The organism is Dermatophilaceae bacterium Soc4.6 (assembly GCA_039889245.1).
GTDB lineage: Bacteria > Actinomycetota > Actinomycetes > Actinomycetales > Dermatophilaceae > Lapillicoccus.
Genome location: JAZGVH010000002.1, coordinates 4,209,432 through 4,229,404 on the forward strand (window position 1 = coordinate 4,209,432; position 19,973 = coordinate 4,229,404).

Genomic DNA, 19,973 nt, shown 5'->3' on the forward strand with positions numbered 1-19,973 from the left:
CCGGCTCGTCAGAGCCGGACGCAGTGCCGACGGGTGTCGGCGTGAGGCGGGGAGTGAAGCCGTGGGCTGGACTTCGGTGTGAAGGTTCTGGCGGGAGGTACCCGCCGGCGAGGGCGACCTCGCCGGCGGGTGCTCCGAGTGGCTGGTGCGTTTAGCGGATCTTGCCGCCACGGCCGGCGTAGAGGGAGACGCCGACGGCGGCGAGGACGACCTGGATGACAAGCTTGATCCAGTCGATCCCGTTGGTGTCGGCGACTCCAAGGAGTCGGGCGATAAAGGTGCCGATCAGGGCAGCGACGATGCCGATGATGATGGTGACGAGGATGCTGATGTGCTGCTTGCCTCGCACCAGGAGGCGGCCGAGGGCGCCGATGACAGCGCCGACGATGATGGCGCTAATGATGCCGGAGATCACGAGGTGACTCCTTTCGTGGTGAGAGCGGGAAGGCCCGGAGACAGACTTAAGCCGGTCACGCCCGCGCACCATCCCCTTTACCCGGGCCCGACGGTTGTCACGCCGGGGCCGGGGGAGAGGTTAGGTCAGCCCTTGAAGACGTCCCTGACGTTCTCGCCGGCCTTCTTGGCGTCGGCCTTGGTCTGGTCGGTCTGGCCCTCGGTCTCCAGGTGCTCGTTGTCGGTGACCTTGCCGGCGGCCTCCTTGGCCTTGCCCGTGAGGTCCTCGGCGGCGTTCTTGATCTTGTCTGCTGCGCTCATGACGGATGCTTCCTTTTCTGGTGCAGGTGTGTCTGATGGGTTGACGCTCGTGGGTGACCACGATGGTTTCGCGGGTCAGGTGACCCGGGCGAGCGCGTGGTCGCGGCGGGCAACGGTTAGGTTGACCTGGCAGACGAGGTCGTTGCGTTGCAGGACCTGACCGAGCTGGGCCGAGACCCGGTCGGCGGCGGCAGCCACGACTGCCAGGTCAGCCTGCTGCTCGACGGTCGCGTTGATCCGGGCGACGAGCTGGCCGCGTCCTTCCTGGATGCTGCCGCGGGCGGATCGGATCCCGGGGGTCTGCTCAAGGGACTCGGCCGCGGCTTTCGCGACGGGTCGAACTTCGGCCGTGAGGGTGCCCTGGCTGGTGGAGCCGGGCAGCTTCAGTTGGCTGACGCCACGGCTGGGGAGGTGAGCGAACAGCCACCGCAGCCCGAGCAGGATCAGGAGAACACCCGCAACCCCGACCGCCCACGGCCACCACCGCTGTCTCGTCAGATCAGAGACGCGCCCGCTGTGGAGTTGCGCGGGGACGGCGGGGAACCAGGTGGTCAGGGTTCCTTGCCACCACAGGGCGGCGGCTGCGCCGAGGGCGAGAAGGATGAGGCCGACAAGGAAAGCCGCGAGCCGGTTCGTGATGATGGTGGCGCGGCTCATCGCTGACCGCCCTGGGTGCGGACGGTGATGCGTAGCGGCTTCTGGAGTGCCGACAGGCGTTGGGCGACAGCGCTTCTGACGGCGTCGGCCACCCGGTTCTGCTCGGCGGTGTCATCTGCGGTGGTGGTCGTGATGCGCAGGGTGACCTTGGTGCGGGAGGCGGAGGCGTGTGCGTCCCGGACGCCGTCGACGTCGTCGGCGGCGGCCGCCGCGAGACGGGCCACGTCACGTGGGCGCAGGAACACGCCGGTGGCGGCCTGGAGCGCGACGGCGGTGCGGGGGCGGGGCTTGACGGCGGTCAGGACCAACCACAGCCCGACCAAGGCGACCACGATCCCGACGGGCAGCATCCACAGCGCCGGGCTCAGCCCGTCGACCGCCGTGACAGCACTCGTCAGCCACGACCGGCCCTTGAGGGCTCCCGCGGCCACCAGGGCGGTCTGGGCGCCCACGACGCCGGCGGCAATGACCAGCAGCGCCAAGACGATCCCGACGAGACTGATCACGCCCGGGCCGACCGGGGTCTTCGCTGCGGCCATGGGCTTCAGGTCCGCCCGCCGCAGTGTGACGTCCCCGGCGGTGGGCGCTGCAGCGGCGTCGTCGATCGTCACTGTGTTCGCAGACGGGCCAGGTGCGGTGCGGCTCATTCGACTCTCCTGGGGGGTGTGTCCGGTGCGGGGTGGACGACGTTGGCGGCCGTGACGTCGACGGTGTCGACCCTTAGCCCCGTCAGTTCGCCGACACGGGCCATGACGGTGTCCCGCACCTGCCCGCAGACGTCGGCCAGCGGATGGGGCCACGCGACCGCGATGTCGAGACGCAGACCAGCACGACCCCCGGCGACGTCGGCATTAGCCTTGGGGTAGCGACGACCCAACACCTTCTCCAGGCCAGCCCCGGCCGGTTCAACCCCCTCCACGTCGGCCGCAGCCCGGACCGCGATGTGCTCGACCACCGCCCGAGCGATGACGGTGCGCCCCCGCTCGCTGGGCTCGGCCAACGCTGACCGGACGACCCCTCTTGCCTGGTCTGCGGCGAAGGACCTGTCAGTCACGCTGACGCCCGAGGAGCTTGCTCAGGTCCAGCTCACCGTCGTAGTGGCCGCCTACGAGGTAACCAATGACGCCGAGGACCAGGGCAATGAGGAAGCCACCGAAGCCGCCCACAGCGGCGGCGATTCCGAGCAGCAGACCGGCCAACAAACCAATGGTCGAGGTGGTCATCGTGTCTCCTTCAAGACGAAACTTCACAAACGGTGGGTGCAGGACTGGGGGACGCATAGCGATACTGCGGGCTGTGCAGCGGAACCCCGGTTCTGCCGCCAAACCCCCCAGGGTTGGCGGATCCGGATCCGGTACCTACAGCTGGTCGAAAGTCGCTACGCCTCAGGCTCTCTGGCGGACCGGGGGGCGACAACGTCCTCCACGGTGATGTCGACACGCGTCGTCACCAGGGCCGCGACGACGCGTCGGACCTCCTCTGCAGTGGGCAAGACGGGTGCACCCCAGATAAGGGTGAGGTGGACCTCGGTCACGTCCTCCCGGATCCGGACCCCGTTCACCCGCCGACCAGGAAGATAAGTCGCGACTTCCCCGAACACCCCGGTATGCAGGTCCGCTACCCCAGGCACCGACCGGGCCGCCGCCGCGACGGCATCAGCAAGCTCACCAAGGCTTGAGCTTGCGATACGCCCTACCGGCGTATTATCCGTTCCGGCGGCATTGCGGGGGGAGTCGGTCACTGGACCCGCGGCGCCTTGCCCGAGTCCTTGTCATCCGGGTCGTCCTGGTCGTCATCGGACTCGACGTAGATGTCCTGAACGGTGATGTTGACCTCGCTGACCTCTAGGCCAGTCATCCGCTCGATCGAGGCAATGACGTTGCGGCGGATACCGGCAGCGAGGTCGGCGATGGCCACGCCGTACTCGGCGATCAGCTCCAGGTCGACAGCGGCCTGGCGTTCGCCCACCTCTACCGAGACACCCTGACTGTGGTTGGTCCGCCCGCCGGGGATGCGCTCCATCAGGGATCCGACAGCACGGGCGGCGCCGCCACCAAGAGCGTGGACACCGGAGACCTCACGAGCGGCGATGCCAGCGATCTTCGAGACCACCGTGTCCGCGATCGTCGTCTTGCCCTGGCTGGTCACCAGTGACTGGTCACCGCCGGCGCTGGACGGCGGCTTCGCCACATCGGTGGACGGCTTGCTCATGCTGGTGCTGGTGTCCGACACGAAGATCGACTCCTTTTTAGAGGAAAACTGAGGTGTGTGGGGTGGGGATGTGAGAACTCGCAACGAGCGAACGACAACCCGGGACCCTCGGGGAGTTAGATGCCGGTCAGATCGAAGTGTCACGCCACACACGTTGTGATCTGGGTCACATTCGCCGACACTCGCTGCCCCAACCCGCTGGGTAACCCCTTCGACTGTCCCACCAAGCACCCCAAGGAACAACGGCTGGTCTAGAGCAGAGATGTACGCTGCCGTAGCTGCCCAAGGTGTGAGGCGACGCCGGGGTCGAGGGCTGGGGTCGACGATCCGGCAGTGGCCGAGGCGCAAGCCAGTGAGCAGAGAATCTGGACTGGCGGCCGGCAGGCGCTGGCAATAGGAAGGCTTGACCAACTGATGCCCGATCGCAGCTGAGGTCACGGCCAAGGGTGGTGGCGAGGTGCTGTGACTCGGCGAAGGTGAGCCCGTCCCAATGCTATTCACGATGCCGGCTATCGGCCAGACAGGATGGGCGGACTTGTTCAATACACCCATTCGGCCACAGACTCGAGCTCCCACCACCCGTCCGACACCCAGGACGTCATCCCCCCGAAGGCCTCACGAACGCCATCTGCCTCGACCGCGACACCGAGGACGGCCTCGGGGCCCAGGGCAGCGTCCCAGCAGCCGCTGACCCGCGCCCTGATCATCGAGTCCGCCATCGCGATGATCGACGACAGCGCAGGCCTCGACACCCTGACGATGAGGTCGCTGGGCGCCCACCTGGGGGTGGAGGCGATGGCGTTGTACCGGTACATCGCCGGACGTGAGGACCTGCTCGAGTCCATCGTCGACACGCTGGTAGAGCAGATCCACGTCCGGCCGGACGAGCCCCTTCACGGCCAGCCCGCGTTGACCGACGAGTGGCAGGGGCTGCTGCAGTGGACTGCTCACTGCGTACGGCAGATCGCGATCGACCACTCCGCGATCTTTCCGCTCATCGCGACCCGGCACCCAGCGGCGCCGTGGCTGCGTCCGCCGTTGCGAAGCCTGCGCGTGGTCGAGGACCTCCTCGAGGGGCTGATCGCGTGTGGCTTCAGCGACCGTCAGGCCGTGCAGACGTACCGGGTGTTCTCCAGCTTCCTGCTCGGGCATCTCCTGCTCGAAGCGGCCACCCGCGGCGCGTCAACCGCACCGGCAGAAGAGCCCCTCGACGAGGGTGACGCCGACGTCGCGCCACCCAGCGAGGACGTCGAGGTCTCGGACTTCCCCACGATCGCCCGGACCGCCACGATGCTGGCCGAGGACCACACCCAAGAGGAGTTCGAGAGCGCCTTGGAGGCCCTCCTGGATCGGCTCGACCGCGAATTGTCCCAGTGAAGCAACGAGATATGGCGGATATGTCCATCGGGCTGCGGTAAGTAGATCAGGTGCCCAAATGTGTTGCCGCGGCAGGCCGCTGTGGCGGCGGTCTGACGAGTGTCTCGTACCGTGGGGGCATGGGGGGGCATGGGGCGTCCGCCATCTCCGTTCACCACTTAGAGGGTGCCGAAAATGTGCCCGAGCGACGAGTTCATATGCTTTCGCGTCAGGCCACGGTCCTGAGGGATACCGTTCCTCAATGCTGGGGTTCGTCGGCCAGGTATCGTGCCAGTTCCTTGGCAGCGACGCCGAACACCCAGGCCAGGAGGAGAACGTCATCCACATACCCACCCGCTCGAAAGTCTGGGACGAGGTCATCGGGGGTCACCAAATAGTCAAGGCTGGCGACAAGGAGTCGTTCCCGCGTCGCGACGCCTGCACTGGGGGCGTCGCTGTTCATGGGATGGTCCACATGGGGGCTGTTGTGAGTCAATGCCGCCGCATTATCGAGACGATCGGCCTGGTCACGAAGAAAGCGGACAGCCGCTGCGACTCGGTCTGCTATCGCTGCGAGCGGCCCGCTCGCCTGGTCCAGCGTGTCAACCAGGTCTGCCAGGGCACGAAGCTCATCTGAGCTTTCGATGATGGTGACCGAGCGCTCTCGGGAGCGCAGAAAGGCGTGGCTTCGCACAATTTTGGTGACAGTGGGCGTGGGCGTGCGAGATAGAAGCGTCCAGGTCTGCTCGGCCATGACTACCCACTCCCTCCAGTTGCGTCCACCATCGTCTCCCAGCACTATGCCAGCCCGCGACCGGCATCTGGGGGCTTAGGGGTCCCAGTCAGCTCAGCCTTGGCGCTGGCACCGTTCACCCCTAACGCGCGATCCCGGGGCCCTGTGCGTCAGGATCGGGTGAGACAGGTCGGGTGATGTCCTTCCCCCGCACAGGGCGGTTAGTTGTGGAGCGTGATGACGATGACGACGGCGGATCTCGCCAGCGATGATGGGGTCATGGGACCTTGAGGTGAACGGCCCAAGCGGCGGATGTTACGGCCGAGTACAAGGCGGGCATCGTGGCGGAGTAGGACGCCGCGGACCGCGGGCAGCGTGGTCAGATCCTGCGCCGGGAGGGGCTGTACTCCTCGCCCCGATCGGGGGGCGTCGGGCGCGGGACGCAGGCGCGCAGCAGGGGGCTGCAGCCACGGCCGTCGCGGGCGAAGGTTGCCACGAACGCCTCGTCACCGGACGAACGGCGCGACGGTTCGCGGCTCGGCGCGGGGACCTACGCGCTCGGCCCCCCTGACGTGGTGGTGGCCGCAGTAGGTGAGGTCTGCCACGGCCAGCGGCCAGTGATCTCGAGCTCGAGAGAGAAGCTGAGGAAGGTGCGGATCGCCACGATCAGGGCCAGGACCAGGACGCTGCTCAGCGAGGGGGTGACGGCGACGGTGCGGATGATGTCGGCGGCGACCAGGAGCTCGAGCCCCAGCAGGATCGACCGACCCAGCTGCTGGCGAAATCTGCGGTACACGTCGGTGACGTGACGTCGGGCGCTGACCACCGCGCGTGCGGCGGCCAGCAATACCCCGATGACCATCATGCCCACGCCCGCCGTATCGATACCCTTGCCGACGAGCTCGACGGCTTCGCTGAACTGCACGGTCCTGACCTCCCGGTGACGGACCAGTCTGGTCCTGCCAATCACAGGATCTCACCGCTGGGCTGTCGGCCTGTTCCACCCCCATCGGCACACGGAGAACACCGGGCGAAGGTCACCCCCTCCCCGCGGTCGGCAAAAGTGACGAGGCCCGGTCCGGGCTTGCGGCAGCGTCTCGCAGCGGGTCGTCGACGTAGAACTCAAGCTGGCCGTTGGGTTGGCTTATCACTGAAGCTCGTGGCGGCAGAATGACAGGGCCGCACACGCGGCGGATGGACGCATGTCGCAGCGCGTGCTCACGCCGCGAACCCGGCCACGAGTTGGGTGCCTGGCCGTAGGCTCCTTGAGCATGGTGGATATCGAGAGCACTGTACGGGGATCGGCACCTCGAAGGATCACAGCGGTGGCCGCGCCTACGTCAGCAGGACACGCTCAACCGCTCGGATCACCGGACACCATTCTGCTGGACTCCACTCATCATCAACCCGGTAGCCTCCGTGCACGGGCTCACCACCGCGGCAGAAGCCGCTTACCCGATGTCCACCAGGCGGGGTCAACCCCAGAACGGTAGGTCAGCAGGCGACTGAGGCCGTCACGCGGGCCGCGCTCGTCCAGTTGTTGTAGGTGGCGACCACGCGGAATGTGTAGCTGGCGCCTTTGGTGAGGCCGGTGAGGGTGGTGGTGGTCGTCGCCGCCGCCGTGGTCTTCGTGCTCGAGACCGGTGTCGAGGTGATCGAGTACCCAGTTGTGAAGGTACTGGGTGAGGCTGTCCAGGTGACGGTGGCGGTCGAGGTGGTCCCGCCCTGTGCGCAGGTGGCCGAGGCAGACCCTGGGGCCTGCAGGGTGGTGCTGGTGTAGGCCGTGGCGGTGGCGCTGGTGGTGCGGACCATGCTGGCGAAGGCGGGCGCGACCCCAAAGGCGCAGCACAGCACCGTGATAGAGGCTGCGGCGACGGAGCAGGTGGGTCGACAGGACATCAGCTGGCGACCTCGTCGCTCACCACTGGACCAGGCTGATGACGCGGTCGCCGCCACAGGCGGAGAAGCACCTCCAGGCAGAGGACCCCCGGGATCATCCAGCCACTGACGACCCGCACAATCGGGTGCTGAAGCCCGGCGATAGCCCATCCCACCCCCGGCACCACATAGACCGCGTGCCACACCCGCTGATCACTGATCCGCGCCTGCCACGGGTCCGCGCCGGCGTTGGCGTCTCCCTTCGTCGTGACGAGCGTGTCGCTGCCGGTGCGCTGGACGGCCACGACCCGATGCGAGAACACCGGGCTGCCCGCCACGGGCGCGGCGAAGGTCAGGATCTGACCCGCGCTGAGACTCGCGACCGGCTCCGGCCGCACGACGAGGACGTCGCCAGGGCTGATCGCCGGCTCCATGCTCCCGGTGCGCATCACCATCGTGCGGTAGTCGAGAACGTGCGGTCCGATGCCCAGCGCCAGCAGCGCCAGCGTGGCGAGCACCGCGACGGTGTTGCCTGTCCACCGGGCCGTCGCGCGCGCGCCCCACGCCCAGGTGACTCGATGGCCCTGCCCGGACGCGGTAGTGGTGAGCGCGGTCATCCGTGACTACTTATTGGTGGCGGCGCGCTGGGTCCCGGTGAAGGTGAAGGTGACCGTGCTCGACAGGCCCTGGAGGGTGTTTCCAGCGACGGCCGGGAACGTCAGGGTCGCCATGAGGTTGTCCGTGCCGGCGGCGGTCAGGCTGCTGAGGCCGGGCAGGGTCAGGTTAGAGCCGATGACCGCCCTTGAGGCGAGGGCGGTTGTCGTCGTACCACTGCAGGTGTACGTGTACGCCGGAGCGGTCCCGGCCTCGGTCCAGGGGGTGGAGCATGACTGGACCACGAGCTGAAGGCCGTTGGTGGCGTCGGTGTCGAGGAGGCTGGATGGCGAGGCGGTGGTGCTGAGGGTGATGGCGGACAAAGCCTGGTTGCCGGTGTTGGAGAGCTGGAACGCTCGTTGCATCGTGTCGCCCGGGACCAGACCCGTGGCGCCAATCGTGAGCCGGTTGGCGGCCGTGCCGGCAGAGCCGAGCGCGATGACGACCGTCCCCGCGGTAGCGGGTAGCCCGGCCGACGTGGTGCTGGTGAACGCACCAAAGGTGCCCAGCCCGGCCACGGTGGCGGCCGTGCCGATGGCAGCCACGCTGCCCAGGACCTTGACGCGCAGCGTCAGGCCCGCCGTCGTAGACGAAGCGTTCATCACGGGGTGTCCCTTGGTTGGTGTCCCCGCTGTGCATGCGGATCATCGGGTAGATCGTCCTCGCCGAGACGCTTATTAGCAGTTCTTCGGGAACGTTTAGACATCCCTTCCCCGCACGATTCAGCGATGGGCGGTCACCGGCGGTGTCGGGTGTCTTCGTCTTGCTCCCTTGGCAGGGCCGACCGGAGCACCACCTAAGTTGAGCCCGGGGACCGACAGCGGCAGAACCGGCCGCACCGAATAGGCCTGGACGAACTCGAACGGGCCCGAGATGCCAGGGCCACGGTCGGTGTCCACAACCCGGGCTGGCTCCATGACCGCCAAGGTGACAGGCGCTCCAGTCCTCGTCGCAGACGTGGTCGTCCAGGGCCGGTGCCCGTCGTCGACCTCGACATGGGTCACCAGTTCGTCAGGGCCTCGGGGTTGATCCCCAGCTGCTAGCCGACCCGGCATGATGCGCCCTGAGGGGTCTCCGGGGTAACGCCGCAGGTCGACGGCCAGCGTGATCACCCGTTGCCGAAGTTCCTCGGGGTACCTCCTCGGTGCTGCCATGACTCTCACCCCTCGTGGAATGAGAGCCTCCATCAGACCCGGTACGAGACAGGGCACGCCGGCGAAGCTGCGCCACTGCGCCCACGGTGGCGTGCATCGCCCCCCACAAGGACGCCGTGAATGCCAGGACGGTGCGGCACCGCATCGAGGCCACTCGACTTCGCCCTCCCGTTGCACGACGTCGGGAAGGAACCGGCCCGCACGTTGACGGCGTCCACGATGGTCGAGCACCGCCGATTCCTCGAGCGAGCCGATTCCTCGAGCGAGCCGTGACCACTGGGCGGTCGCCGCTGGACCGGACCGTGTTGCAGCAAGCGGTGCGGTCCGCCACCGGCGTCGCGTCCACCGAGGCGCAGTGGATCGCTGCCGTTCTTGACCTTTGGTGGACGGACACGAGGGCTCATACTCTGGTCCTGCCCACAGAGGGGGCTTCTTCGGCGTCATGGCCGACATTCTGCAGCGGGTCTGAGTTCACCCTGAACGACTGATCCTGTCCACCGCTGGGCTACCTGACCCATGAGGCCCATCAGGCCGATTCAGGCGGGCCTGAGGTTATTGGGTCTCGATGGTGGTGACGATGTCGGTCTCGCCGATCCCGGTCTGGTTGATGGCGTTGTTGCGGCCGTCGGTCCAGACCGGGTAAACGGCGCTGTCGGTGGCGGCGAGGCCGTTGTAGTCGCCAATGAAGGCGCCGGAGGTGAAGAACCCGCGGTCGGGGTTCCACGAGGCGGTGCTGATACGGGCGGTGCTCCAGGTGCGTCCGTCGTTGGTGGATCTGGCCTGCCAGGTGTCGATGTTGCGGTTGGCGGGGTCCCGGCGCCGGTCGAACCAGATCGCATAGATCGTCCCGGAAGGGGTCGCGTCGACCCAGGGCAGGAACTGGTCATTGGGCGCAGCCGGACCGGGGGCGCCGGCCGCGGCCGTACTCAGGGTCGCGGCGTCGGACCAGGTCAGTCCCCCGTCGTGGGAGAGCCAGTACGAGATGTTCGTGCCTGTGGTCGGCTTGGTGATGCTATTGGCCACGACGTAGGTCAGGGTACCTGTACGGGGGCTGTAGGCCAGCGACTCCGTCTCGGGGGCGCGGAACGCGGTTGGGGCCAGGATGTCCCCGGGGTCGGGGTTGTCCTTCCACTGTCCCGGCTTCTCGACGACCACGGATCGGGGCAGGAAGCTGGCGCCTCCGGTGGTGGACTTCTGGAACCTCAGGTGGGCGTCGAGAGAGCTATTGCAGTCCTCCTGAACGAACGCGACGTCGAGGGCCCCGTTCTTCTCGACCCGGGGGACGCTGAACTGGTTGGCCGAGGGGCCCCTGCCGTTGCCTCCGGGGTTGTCGGGGCTCACCGCGACGTGCGCGAAGGTGGCCAGAAAGGGGTTGATGGCCGGCACGACGTCGGAGTAGGCGAGCTGGATGGGGCAGTAGTCGCTGAACCCGCTCGGCAGGAGGTGGAACTTGGTGTACGTGACGTAGAGGCGCCCGTAGTGCGGGCTCGTCGGGGTGTTGTCGACCGCGATGTACTCCTTGTCGTAGAAGTTCGTCGTGTCCTCGGTGTTCGTGGCGTAGTCCCACGTCGAGGCTGCGCGGGCCGCCTCCCGCCCGGCCGTCCAGGTGGCGCCATCGTCCTTGGAGACGAACACCTGGACCTCTGAGTGCGCAAGCTCGCGGAAGAAGCACAGCTGGGACACGAAGAAGACGCCGTCGCGGCGGCTATACGCCACAGCGGGGTCACCGCCGTTGCAGAAGTCTCCGGTCGGCTTGAACTCGGGGATGATCCGGGTGCTGGACCAGTGCGCGCCACCATCGCGGGTGCGCATCACCACCACACCCCCGCTGACGTAGTCGTTGGCGGCGGCGACCGCGACCATCGGGTCTTTGGTGCTGGCCGCGACGGCGGTCTCGTTCTGCGGGAGGGGTGGGTAGGAGTCGTCGTTCATGACGACGTTCGGGAGCCTAACCGCGCCCGCGGCCGCGCCCGCGGTCGTGGCCGTGACGGCCGACTTCGCGGACGCTTTCGCCGAGACGACGCCGGGGTCGAGCGAGGCCCGCACTCCGGCCGAGATGCTGCCGCCGTAGCGCTGGGCATGCAGGACCCAGCCAGGTGGGGGGCTCGACGCCGGGGCACCGATGGCCGCCGGGCCTGTGGTGGCCGGGCCCACAGCGGCGACGACCGCCGCTACACCCATGATGATGAATACCCTGACCGACCGACCGCGCATGGCCGTCTCCCTCGATCCGTCACCGCGAGAACGGCAACGACCATGAATGTAGACCTCCCGCTGAGGGAGTGTCCAGAGGTCAGGCCCTCCCCGTCCGCCACCGTGCCCTGGCTGACGAAGGACTCCTCGACCCGGCCGGAGACCGACACGTGGAAGCGGTGATCAGCCCAGGGCGGCAGCATGTAGTGCACGAACGTGCCTCCGGCGAACGCGTCGGCGAAGCGGCTTTCCCGGACACCCCGACCGCGCTTGATCAGGCACAGGTAAAGCTCGCCCTCAGCCGTGGGTGTGCCGTGGTCTTCGTCGACCTCGACGGGTTCAAGGAGATCAACAACGGACAGGGTCACCACGCCGGGGGTGCAACGCTACGGACGGTCGCCCGCGCCCTCGCGGCGACCGCCCGTCGCGACGACATCGTCGCCCGCCTCGGAGGCGACGAGTTCGCGGTGCTGCTGCACCTGGCGCCGGCGTCGACCGCGCGACAGCAGCTGCGCGCGGCGGCGGTGGTCGCGGGCCGGTTCCGTCGCGCGGTGCAGGAACACGCCGGGATGCGGGCCAGTCTGGGCGTCGCGCTCGGCGGCACGCACGACGTACTGGACACCCCCCGTGCGGGACGCGGACCTGGCCATGTACACCGCGAAGAAGGCCGGTGGCGGGCGGGTCGTGGTCGCGGACCCGGACCTCGGCCACCTCACCCTCTCGTCGGACGGCGCCCTTGAGCGCGACCTGGACGGCCGGACGCGGTAAGCCCTCGTCGACGCGGTCGGGCAAGACCACCTGAGGCTGTCGTACCAGCCCGTCGTGCGGATCGAGGACGGTCGCCGCGCCAGCCTCGAGGCCCTCGTGAGGTGGGACCACCCGGAGCGGGGCGTCCTTGCCCCCGGTCAGTTCCTTGATCGTGATCGTCGGTTCAGGTGTTTCGCGAGGTGCGGGACTGGGAATTGATTCGGCTACGTGGGAGGCAACGGAGCTGACCGCAGTTCACATGAGGAGTCACCGTGACGGACCAGTCGGGCAAGACAGTGACCGAGACGCAGGAGTCCCGAATGACCGGTGAGTCGACGCCAGGGGGCGACAAGGACTCGCTCGGGCCGGCCGAGACGACGACGGCTGTTTCCGAGCCGGTAGCGTCGGCCGACAGATCCCGCGAGACCGAGGAGGAAACTCGGGACTCCGGGGACTCCGGGGACTCCGGGGACTCCGAGGAGGCGAAAAGGGCCTCCGCCGAGGAGTTCGGCCGCCAGCATGATCCGGCCAAGCATGACATCGCCGCCGGAGAGGAGTCGCGTCAACGTGGTGACTGGACGGCTGATGAGCCCGATGGGCGGGTCTGGGACGCAGAGGGCAACCTCGTGGAGGCGACCTCCATCGGGCAGCCGGCCGACGGTGAGGAGGAGTCGGGCGACCACGGTGCCGCTGCCCTCGATCGTGCGGGGGAGGGTCGCCGTACGTCCTCTCTGGACGAGGTCCGCGACGGCGGTTACAGCGTCGGGTCGGCGGCCCCCATCGACGATGGCGCCATGCCCCTTGGGCACGCCGTCAAGGCGTGGGAGTCCACCAAGACCTTCATCGTCCCGGGCGACTCCGGCTACGACCAGGGTGACCCTGACCTCTGGTTCACGGATCCAGGAGCGGCCGGACGTGCTGGCTTCGAGCCCGCCCCCTAACGGCACCTGGGACAGGGGAATCTTGCGGCAGTACCCACGTGTTTGAGGACCGGTCGCAGCGGAACCTGCGGTCATGATTGTTCCGGGCCCCTCACCGCCCATGGCTTGCCGGGTGTGGCTGAGTTGACGACCGCTGCACCCCACCGTTCAGGCGGTGTCCGCGGCGGCCCTCACGCAGGGCCTGCGCAACGTGGAGCTACGTCTTGGTGACGTCTCGACCGAGATGCCGGAAGGTGACTTCGATCTTTCGTGCTCTCGGAGGCAGGGTTCTTTCTCAGCCCCGTCGCTCTCAACCGGCTGATCGCCCGCATCGCTCATGTACCGACGCCCGACGGCTGCCTCGTCGTCGTCCACTGGCGCCACCCCATCTCCGAGTGGCCCCTTGTCCTGCCCCAAGGTCCACGCCCGCTTCGCCCACGCCGCAGGCCTGCCCCCGGTCGTCGGGCGATACCTCGAGCGTGACGTCGAGATCGTTGTCCACGCGGACGAGACGACGGTGCCCGACCCCTACAGCTGATGGCCTGGACAGCTCAGCACCGCTCAGCGAAGTGTCGGGTTCGCCGGTCGATCACGTGTGACCGCCCGTCCCGTGCTCCAGCCGGGCGCATCGCTACCGTTCGGGTAACTCACCTCAGGTCAACCGTGAGGACGTGTGTCCCTAGTGGGCAAGTCCCCCTCGGGACGTGCTCAATACGGACACATGACGGTCCGTCGTAACTGGTTTGCTTCGTCGTGATTCTGCGGGGGTAGGTCCGGCCGAGCCAGGGTGGACTGTGGGGTCCTGACCGGTGTCAATGCACGCACCTCGGGCGCCAGCGCAGCTGGGAGCTGGCACGGTCATGCTCGGATTGCAGGACGCCGAACGCGCAAGGGCGTCAAGCCCCTAGTCCGCACCGAGTCCGCAGGAAGTCCGCAGAACGGCCACAAACTGTCATCGACAGGCAACGTCTATCCACGGTAAAACTGCAGGTCAGGTGCCCTATAAGAGCAAATCGCCGCAGGTCACGGAACGACCAGAACACTCCCCGGCGTATCGACCGACTCATCCACCCCAAGGCCCCTGACCTGCGGGTTTACCCCGCCGTGCCGGATCAGGAGGCTGTCGGTCGCCTGACGCCAGACGTTGCCGAAGGCGGACCGGCGCAGCATCTGCCCCTCGGAGCCGGTGAAGACCAGCCCCTCGTCCCCCACGGGGAAGGCGGCGAGGTGAGTCGCGAGGGCGTCGACGGCGACCTGGGGGAGCGGGATCGTGCGATAGCTCGCGTCGGTCTTTGGCGGGGCCAACGCCGGGGCGTGGCCGCTGATGCCGACGAGCTGTCGGTCGACTCGCACCGTCCGGCGGAGGAAGTCGATCCGGTCGACCGTCAGCCCGAACACCTCGCCCTGGCGCATCCCTGTGGACGCCACGAGGACCACCATGGCCCGGTATCTTGCGGGCACCATCTCGGCAATGGCCGTCACGATCTCGGTAGGTGGCGTCGGGGCGCCACCAACGGCAAGGCCCGGAAATCACCGGACGACGACGCCATCGGACACGCTCGAAATCATCGTCGGTGGATCAGGGCTGAGCCAGGCGGTGCACCCGACAGCGCACGGTTCTGCGACATGTTTCTCTTCTCTGTGGTGTCGGTGTCGTAGGTGACTGCACCACCGGCGTTGGGCCGATCGAGGAGATCAGATACTTGATGGGCGCGCCGGGCGCATGCGCTGAATGCCCCGATCGGTGGCGGGGCAGTCGGCAGGAGCTTCCTACGGGACGATGTTCTGGTTGAGGTGGAACAGGTTCTGCGGGTCGTACGTGCGCTTCACCTCGCGCAGCCGCTCGTAGTTGGTGCCGTAGTTGTCCGGGACTCGTGCTTGGTCGTCGGCGGCGGCGAAGTTGATGTAGCCACCGGCCGCTGAGTGCGGGGCGATGGCCGCGTAGTAGTCCTTCACCCACTTGGTGTTCGCTTCGTTATCGGCGGGATCGGGCCACATGCCGGCGATCACTGTCGCGAAGGAGGCATCCCGGTGCCCGAACGCTGTGTCATCGTCCGCGACGTCGTGGCAGGCCCCGTTGATCGGGTAGATGTGCATGGTCGAGTTCATGGCTGGAACTCCCGGGCCGTGCACGAAGTGGGCATCGATGGCGTCGTCGGTGAGCTCGGTGACGAAGGCCGCTTTCCAGTAGTGCTGCAGCCCGCGCGGGACCAACCCGTCGAAGAGGGCGTTGACGTCCGCGAAGGGCATGACTCCCACGTGCTCGGCCACCGGGGTGGCCACCTGCCGGAACGAGTCGATCAGGGCCTGACCCTCGGCCACGTCGCCGGTCCAGCAGTTCATCACCGCGCACAGCGGCTCGCCGACCCGGTCCTCGGGAATGAACGGCAGAGGGGGCGCCTGGTTGAACAGTGGGAAGCCTCCGTATTGCCGTGGCGCGTCGGCGATCAGGTCCCGGTAGTGCTTGAAGACCGCCGGTCCGTCAGCGAGCTCGAAGAACATCGGGCCCGCCAGTACGTCGGCCACGGGGTGCAGCTGGAATCGGAACTCGGTGACGACTCCGAAGTTGCCTCCGCCGCCCCGGGTCGCCCAGAAGAGGTCAGGGTTCTCCTCCCCGGAGGCAATGCGGACCTGTCCGTCCGCGGTCACGATCTCCACCGAGAGCAAGTTGTCGACACTCAGCCCGTACGCCCGAGACAGGTAGCCGATGCCGCCTCCGAGCGTTAGGCCGCCGACACCGGTCGTGCTGATGATCCCACCCGGGGTGGCGAGACCGTGGGCGCCCGTGGCGACGTTGACGTCGTTGAATGTGGCGCCGCCCTGGACATAGGCGACGCGAGCGGCGGGGTCCACTCGGACTTCGCGCATCCCGGAGAGGTCGGCGACGACGGCTCGGTCTGCGGTGCCGAAGCCGGGCACGCTGTGAGACCCGCCCCGCACGGCCAGGTCGGCTCCTGTGTCGCGGGCATAGTTGACCACGGCGACGACATCGTCGGTCGATGTGCAGACGGCCACAGCTTCGGGTCGGCGGTCGATCATGAAGTTGTAGACGGCTCGCGCCTCGTCGTATCCCGGATCGTCGGCGGTGATCACCGTTCCGCCTATGTCGTCGCGAAGCATGTCCAGGGTTGTCATCAGGGTTCTCCTTCTGGCCGACAGGGCGGCTACCGGGGCGTGGGTGTTGACCTCAACGAGGCTAAGGAGAGCGCAGCGCCTGCACATGACCAAAAGTGCCCGTCATGGCAGCCCGTGGGTGTCCGTGCGTGATCAGAAATGCCTATGCCCGTCAATCCTCTGCGAGTCGTGGACAGTCCCCGCTGGGCTCTGACCCTCGCCGGTGTTCGTGGCGTCCGCTACCGTCGAGACATGTCTGCCTGGGTCCCCCCTGCGTTGCCAGCGTGGTGGGCCAGTTCGAGTGGGCCGGCATTCGTCGGCCGACAGGGGGAGTTCGACGCGCTCGAGGAGATCTGGGCCGCCGCCCAGAGGGGTACCCGTCAGGTCGTCTTCGTCGGCGGTGAGCCCGGGGCTGGCAAGTCCCGGTTGGTGAGCGAGGCGGCGTCGGCACTCGCCAGGGCGGGGGTGGCCGTCCTGGTCGGGCACTGCCTGTCGGACTCGCCTGTGGCCTACGAGCCCTTCCGGGACCCAGTCCGGTCCCTGATCCCGGCTGTCGATTGGGTCATCGCAGCCGAGTGGCAGGGCGACGTCCGAGACCGACTGACGTCGCTGGTGGGGCTCGACCGGCCGGAACTCGGTCCCGTGGAGCGCGCCGGGCAGGCTCGGGACCTCTACGACGCTGTCGTGGAGACGCTGCGTGGGGTCGCCGCGGTCCAGCCAGTCGCGCTGGTCCTGGAGGATCTGCACTGGGCCACCCGATCCACGCTGCAGATGCTGTCCTATCTGGTCAACCACCTGACCGACGCCCGGCTGCTGATCGTCAGCACCCATCGACCAACTCCACCCGATCGATCCGAGCCGGTGGTCGCAACCATCACGGACCTGTACCGGAACCCCGGGGTCCATCGGCTTGACCTGGAGGGGCTCAACACAGCCGACGTCACGGAGTTCCTGCGGCTGGAAGCGCACCTTTCGTCGGATCGCGCCAAGCCGTTGGCCTCGCGGTTGCGTGACGAGACCGGTGGGAACCCGTTCCTCCTCCATGAGATCTGCCGCGACCTGGGCTCCGAGACCGGGTGGTCTACCGGCGCGGGATCGCCGCGAGTCCCCGGGACGATCCGCGACGCGTACGCGTCGCGGATCGGGCAGTTGGAGCAGTCGAGCCGCGAGATCGTCGAGCTGGCCGCGGTCCTGGGCGAGCGCATCCCGGTCCCGCTCCTGCTCGGCGCTTCCCCGATGGATGAGGAAACGACTCTGGCGTGCCTTGAGCGGGCGGTCGATGGCGGGCTGCTCGGGTCCGTCCCCGGCGGGCTGGACTACCGGTTCGCCCACGCACTGGCGCGACAGGCCGTCCTCGACGTGATCCCCCCACTTCGCAGGTCGCGGCTCCACGCCCGCGCGGGCCACGCGCTGGAGGCCCGCCCGTCACCGGGGCTAACCGGGACCCAACAGCTGGCCCACCACTTCTCGCACGCGCTGGGTAAGGAGATGTCAGTCAAGGCGGGTCACTACCTGATCCAAGCCGGCGTGCTGACCGAACGAGCGCTGGCCCACGAGGAGGCAGCCCAATACTTCCAGCAGGCTGCCGACATGACCGACGATCCCGTCCAGCGTCATGAGGCACTACTGCTCGCCGTCCCGTGCTTGGTCAGCGCCGGCCGATTCACCTCGGCAATGGAGTTGAGCCGCCAGGTTGCCAAAGAGACGGCGGACCCGGCTGCCAGGCTGGCAGCGGCGACGGCCCACGAGCGCGCCGGGAGGCGCTTCGGTGAAGCGACGTCGGCCGCGTTGTTGACCGACGCCCTACGCGCCTACGACGCGGACCACGATGATCCCGCATACGTTCGCGCCCTGGCCAGCCTCGGTCGCGCCATCGGATTCGTGGGGATGACCCGCGACTCCGTCGAGCTCAGCGATTCGACTCTCGCCCGGGCCCGGAAGATCGACAACAACGAGCTGCTGGCCCACGTTCTCGACGCCGGTCTGTGGCACGGGCTGAGCCCCCACCGTGCTCCCATCACGCTCGCACGAGCCCAAGAGCTCGCGGATCTGGCCAAGCGTCTGCGCGACTCTGAGACGCTGGGATCCGCCGGCTTCTTCCGCTGCACCCTGGGGTACATGCTGGGCGATCGCAAGGAGATCGACCTCGCATCCGCGGACATGCGGTGGGCCGCCGAACGCAGCTGCCTGCCCTACTACGACTTCTGGGTGGCAACGATCAGCTACGGCATGCGATTCATGCGTGGGGACTTCGCCGGCGCTGAGCGTGACGCGGAGCAGGTCCGGCGCATCAGCAGCGACTGGGAGGGCGACGACACCGAGGGGCTCTTCGGTGTGCAGATGTTCATGGTCCGACGTGAGACTGGGCGACTGGAGGAGGTTCGCCCCTTCATCACCGGCCACGAGGACCCGGACGAGCATTGGGCGCCCGGGCTGCTGGCCCTGTACACGGCGCTCGAGATGGCCGAACCCGCATCCGCGCTCCTGAGTGCGTTGACCGTCGACATCACTGACGACGCACGAAACTCCGCGTTGTGGCCCGCGGTATTGGGCTTCCTCGTCGAGGCGGCCCTGTTCGTCGGTGACGAAGTCGCTCTCCGCCGTTTGCGGCCACTGCTGCAGGAGTACCACGGCCTGAACCTTGCCTCCGGGCAGTTCGTCGCCATGCTGGGCAGCGCCGACCGCTACCTGGCCTGCGTGGATTCAGCACTCGGGGAGGGCGACCCAGTGCCCCTGTTCGATGCGGCGGAGGCCCTGGACGCTCGGTCGGACTCCCGGGTGCACCTGGCCACCACCCTCGCAGCCCGGGCCCGGCATCTGGCCGCCAGCGAGCGCACAGCCGACCGGGTGGAGGCGCGCGCCGCTGCCGAACGGGCCCGCGCGCTCGCGGAGCCGGTAGGTCATCGGCGCGTGGTGACCATCGTCGACGAGGTGATCGCATTACTGGACCAGCCGGCCCTCGTCACACACGCTCCTCGACTGGTCAAGGGAGTGCGCAGGGCGGAACTGACCTCGCGGGAGTTGCAGGTGCTTGCCCTGCTGGTGGGTGGCGCCTCGAACCAGAGCATCTCCGAGCAACTGGTCATCAGCCCGCACACCGCCGCGAACCATGTGCGCAGCATCCTGATCAAGACAGGAGCGGCCAACCGGACGCAGGCCGCGATGCTGGCAATGGCCAACAGCTGGGTCGACACAGGTCAGTGACGCTTTCGGGTCATGTCAGGTGGAAGGCCCGCGCTGAGGTCAGGGTGGGCTTGCCTGAAGTGGGCTGTACGTCCCGTCCGGTTGGATGGTCTGGCTGACCTCGATGATCATGTCGGCCGGGATCCCTGCACGCTGCGCGGCGGCCTGGATTGCATCCGCAGACTCCGCCTCGTACAGGCAGTAGGTCTTGCGCTTGTCCTTGGACAGAAACGAGTACAGCCACTGCACCTGCTCCTCGTCGTTGATCTGCTTCAGACCCGGCGCATCGACGGACTCCAACTCCTCCGCGAACTGGCGCTCGATCATGAAGACAGGCATATATCGACCATAGACCGCTCGGCAGGCTCACGGAAGCCCAGGGACCGCCGCCTCCGAAGCTCTGCGTCGCCAACCAGGATGCGCTGGAACCGCCCTACGTGGGTTGCCCCTGAACGGGTT

25 protein-coding genes and 2 pseudogenes are annotated in these 19,973 nt (G+C 67.7%); 8 read left to right on the forward strand and 19 right to left on the reverse strand.

The window, feature by feature from the left end; translation table 11 throughout:
• Positions 1-151: 151 nt before the first annotated feature.
• From V3N99_19680 to V3N99_19715, 8 genes are all read right to left on the reverse strand, one after another.
• Positions 152-415, reverse strand: coding sequence for a GlsB/YeaQ/YmgE family stress response membrane protein (locus V3N99_19680; GenBank protein MEO3938950.1), 264 nt, complete (start codon positions 413-415; stop codon positions 152-154).
• Positions 416-540: 125 nt separating this feature from the next.
• On the reverse strand, positions 541-714 hold the full coding sequence (locus tag V3N99_19685) for a CsbD family protein (protein ID MEO3938951.1): 174 nt from the start codon (positions 712-714) through the stop codon (positions 541-543).
• 75 nt (positions 715-789) lie between these two features.
• Complete coding sequence (locus V3N99_19690; GenBank protein ID MEO3938952.1) at positions 790-1,371, reverse strand: hypothetical protein; 582 nt, start codon at positions 1,369-1,371, stop codon at positions 790-792.
• A complete protein-coding gene (locus tag V3N99_19695; protein ID MEO3938953.1) occupies positions 1,368-2,018 on the reverse strand; it encodes a DUF6286 domain-containing protein in 651 nt (216 codons plus the stop codon). The genes V3N99_19690 and V3N99_19695 overlap by 4 nt, the downstream gene beginning before the upstream one ends.
• Complete coding sequence (locus V3N99_19700; GenBank protein MEO3938954.1) at positions 2,015-2,425, reverse strand: Asp23/Gls24 family envelope stress response protein; 411 nt, start codon at positions 2,423-2,425, stop codon at positions 2,015-2,017. Before V3N99_19700 ends, V3N99_19695 begins: the two co-directional genes overlap by 4 nt.
• Complete coding sequence (locus tag V3N99_19705) at positions 2,418-2,594, reverse strand: hypothetical protein (GenBank protein ID MEO3938955.1); 177 nt, start codon at positions 2,592-2,594, stop codon at positions 2,418-2,420. Before V3N99_19705 ends, V3N99_19700 begins: the two co-directional genes overlap by 8 nt.
• Before the next feature lie 155 nt (positions 2,595-2,749).
• Positions 2,750-3,112: a hypothetical protein gene (locus tag V3N99_19710; GenBank protein ID MEO3938956.1), complete on the reverse strand. Its 363-nt coding sequence runs from the start codon at positions 3,110-3,112 to the stop codon at positions 2,750-2,752.
• Positions 3,109-3,519 carry an Asp23/Gls24 family envelope stress response protein gene (locus V3N99_19715; protein ID MEO3938957.1) on the reverse strand — a complete coding sequence of 137 codons (411 nt, stop codon included), beginning with the start codon at positions 3,517-3,519 and terminating at the stop codon, positions 3,109-3,111. The genes V3N99_19710 and V3N99_19715 overlap by 4 nt, the downstream gene beginning before the upstream one ends.
• Between V3N99_19715 and V3N99_19720 the strand changes: the two genes are divergently transcribed.
• On the forward strand, positions 3,461-3,634 hold the full coding sequence (locus V3N99_19720; protein ID MEO3938958.1) for a hypothetical protein: 174 nt from the start codon (positions 3,461-3,463) through the stop codon (positions 3,632-3,634). The two genes, V3N99_19715 and V3N99_19720, sit on opposite strands and share 59 nt — an antisense overlap.
• A gap of 487 nt (positions 3,635-4,121) precedes the next feature.
• Here V3N99_19720 and V3N99_19725 read toward each other — a convergent pair whose 3' ends face one another.
• Complete coding sequence (locus V3N99_19725) at positions 4,122-4,301, reverse strand: hypothetical protein (GenBank protein MEO3938959.1); 180 nt, start codon at positions 4,299-4,301, stop codon at positions 4,122-4,124.
• Positions 4,302-4,305: 4 nt separating this feature from the next.
• Between V3N99_19725 and V3N99_19730 the strand changes: the two genes are divergently transcribed.
• Entirely contained in the window at positions 4,306-4,959 is a 654-nt protein-coding gene (locus V3N99_19730; GenBank protein MEO3938960.1) for a TetR/AcrR family transcriptional regulator C-terminal domain-containing protein, read from the forward strand.
• 238 nt (positions 4,960-5,197) lie between these two features.
• On the opposite strand, the gene V3N99_19735 is transcribed toward V3N99_19730, so the two are convergent.
• The 7 genes from V3N99_19735 to V3N99_19765 all read right to left on the reverse strand — a co-directional run bounded on the left by V3N99_19735 (position 5,198) and on the right by V3N99_19765 (position 11,921).
• Positions 5,198-5,692 carry a YkvA family protein gene (locus V3N99_19735; protein ID MEO3938961.1) on the reverse strand — a complete coding sequence of 165 codons (495 nt, stop codon included), beginning with the start codon at positions 5,690-5,692 and terminating at the stop codon, positions 5,198-5,200.
• 529 nt (positions 5,693-6,221) lie between these two features.
• The gene (locus V3N99_19740; GenBank protein MEO3938962.1) at positions 6,222-6,596 is read right to left on the reverse strand and encodes a DUF1622 domain-containing protein; all 375 of its coding nucleotides are present in this window, start codon (positions 6,594-6,596) and stop codon (positions 6,222-6,224) included.
• Positions 6,597-7,165: 569 nt separating this feature from the next.
• Positions 7,166-7,570: a fibronectin type III domain-containing protein gene (locus tag V3N99_19745; protein ID MEO3938963.1), complete on the reverse strand. Its 405-nt coding sequence runs from the start codon at positions 7,568-7,570 to the stop codon at positions 7,166-7,168.
• Positions 7,570-8,166 (reverse strand): signal peptidase I, encoded by a 597-nt coding sequence (locus V3N99_19750; GenBank protein ID MEO3938964.1) that lies wholly within the window; start codon positions 8,164-8,166, stop codon positions 7,570-7,572. Before V3N99_19750 ends, V3N99_19745 begins: the two co-directional genes overlap by 1 nt.
• A 6-nt stretch (positions 8,167-8,172) precedes the next feature.
• A complete protein-coding gene (locus tag V3N99_19755; GenBank protein MEO3938965.1) occupies positions 8,173-8,805 on the reverse strand; it encodes a TasA family protein in 633 nt (210 codons plus the stop codon).
• A 1,104-nt stretch (positions 8,806-9,909) separates the two neighbouring features.
• Positions 9,910-11,538: a sialidase family protein gene (locus tag V3N99_19760; GenBank protein MEO3938966.1), complete on the reverse strand. Its 1,629-nt coding sequence runs from the start codon at positions 11,536-11,538 to the stop codon at positions 9,910-9,912.
• Complete coding sequence (locus V3N99_19765) at positions 11,529-11,921, reverse strand: hypothetical protein (GenBank protein ID MEO3938967.1); 393 nt, start codon at positions 11,919-11,921, stop codon at positions 11,529-11,531. Before V3N99_19765 ends, V3N99_19760 begins: the two co-directional genes overlap by 10 nt.
• Between V3N99_19765 and V3N99_19770 the strand changes: the two are divergent.
• The 5 genes and pseudogenes from V3N99_19770 (at position 11,865) to V3N99_19790 (ending at position 13,755) form a co-directional block, all read left to right on the forward strand.
• A pseudogene (locus V3N99_19770) lies at positions 11,865-12,089 on the forward strand (diguanylate cyclase). The gene V3N99_19765 and the pseudogene V3N99_19770 sit on opposite strands and share 57 nt — an antisense overlap.
• Before the next feature lie 88 nt (positions 12,090-12,177).
• Positions 12,178-12,318: a hypothetical protein gene (locus V3N99_19775; GenBank protein ID MEO3938968.1), complete on the forward strand. Its 141-nt coding sequence runs from the start codon at positions 12,178-12,180 to the stop codon at positions 12,316-12,318.
• Between the two features lie 15 nt (positions 12,319-12,333).
• Positions 12,334-12,516: pseudogene (locus V3N99_19780) on the forward strand (EAL domain-containing protein).
• Positions 12,517-12,569: 53 nt separating this feature from the next.
• The gene (locus V3N99_19785) at positions 12,570-13,238 is read left to right on the forward strand and encodes a hypothetical protein (protein ID MEO3938969.1); all 669 of its coding nucleotides are present in this window, start codon (positions 12,570-12,572) and stop codon (positions 13,236-13,238) included.
• Positions 13,239-13,620: 382 nt separating this feature from the next.
• The gene (locus V3N99_19790; GenBank protein ID MEO3938970.1) at positions 13,621-13,755 is read left to right on the forward strand and encodes a hypothetical protein; all 135 of its coding nucleotides are present in this window, start codon (positions 13,621-13,623) and stop codon (positions 13,753-13,755) included.
• A 485-nt stretch (positions 13,756-14,240) separates the two neighbouring features.
• On the opposite strand, the gene V3N99_19795 is transcribed toward V3N99_19790, so the two are convergent.
• Entirely contained in the window at positions 14,241-14,699 is a 459-nt protein-coding gene (locus V3N99_19795; GenBank protein MEO3938971.1) for a site-specific integrase, read from the reverse strand.
• A 288-nt stretch (positions 14,700-14,987) separates the two neighbouring features.
• Complete coding sequence (locus tag V3N99_19800) at positions 14,988-16,352, reverse strand: FAD-binding oxidoreductase (protein ID MEO3938972.1); 1,365 nt, start codon at positions 16,350-16,352, stop codon at positions 14,988-14,990.
• 231 nt (positions 16,353-16,583) lie between these two features.
• On the opposite strand from V3N99_19800, the gene V3N99_19805 reads away from it, so the two are divergent.
• Entirely contained in the window at positions 16,584-19,535 is a 2,952-nt protein-coding gene (locus tag V3N99_19805; GenBank protein ID MEO3938973.1) for an AAA family ATPase, read from the forward strand.
• A 39-nt stretch (positions 19,536-19,574) separates the two neighbouring features.
• On the opposite strand, the gene V3N99_19810 is transcribed toward V3N99_19805, so the two are convergent.
• Complete coding sequence (locus V3N99_19810; protein ID MEO3938974.1) at positions 19,575-19,853, reverse strand: DUF4242 domain-containing protein; 279 nt, start codon at positions 19,851-19,853, stop codon at positions 19,575-19,577.
• Positions 19,854-19,973 lie beyond the last annotated feature (120 nt).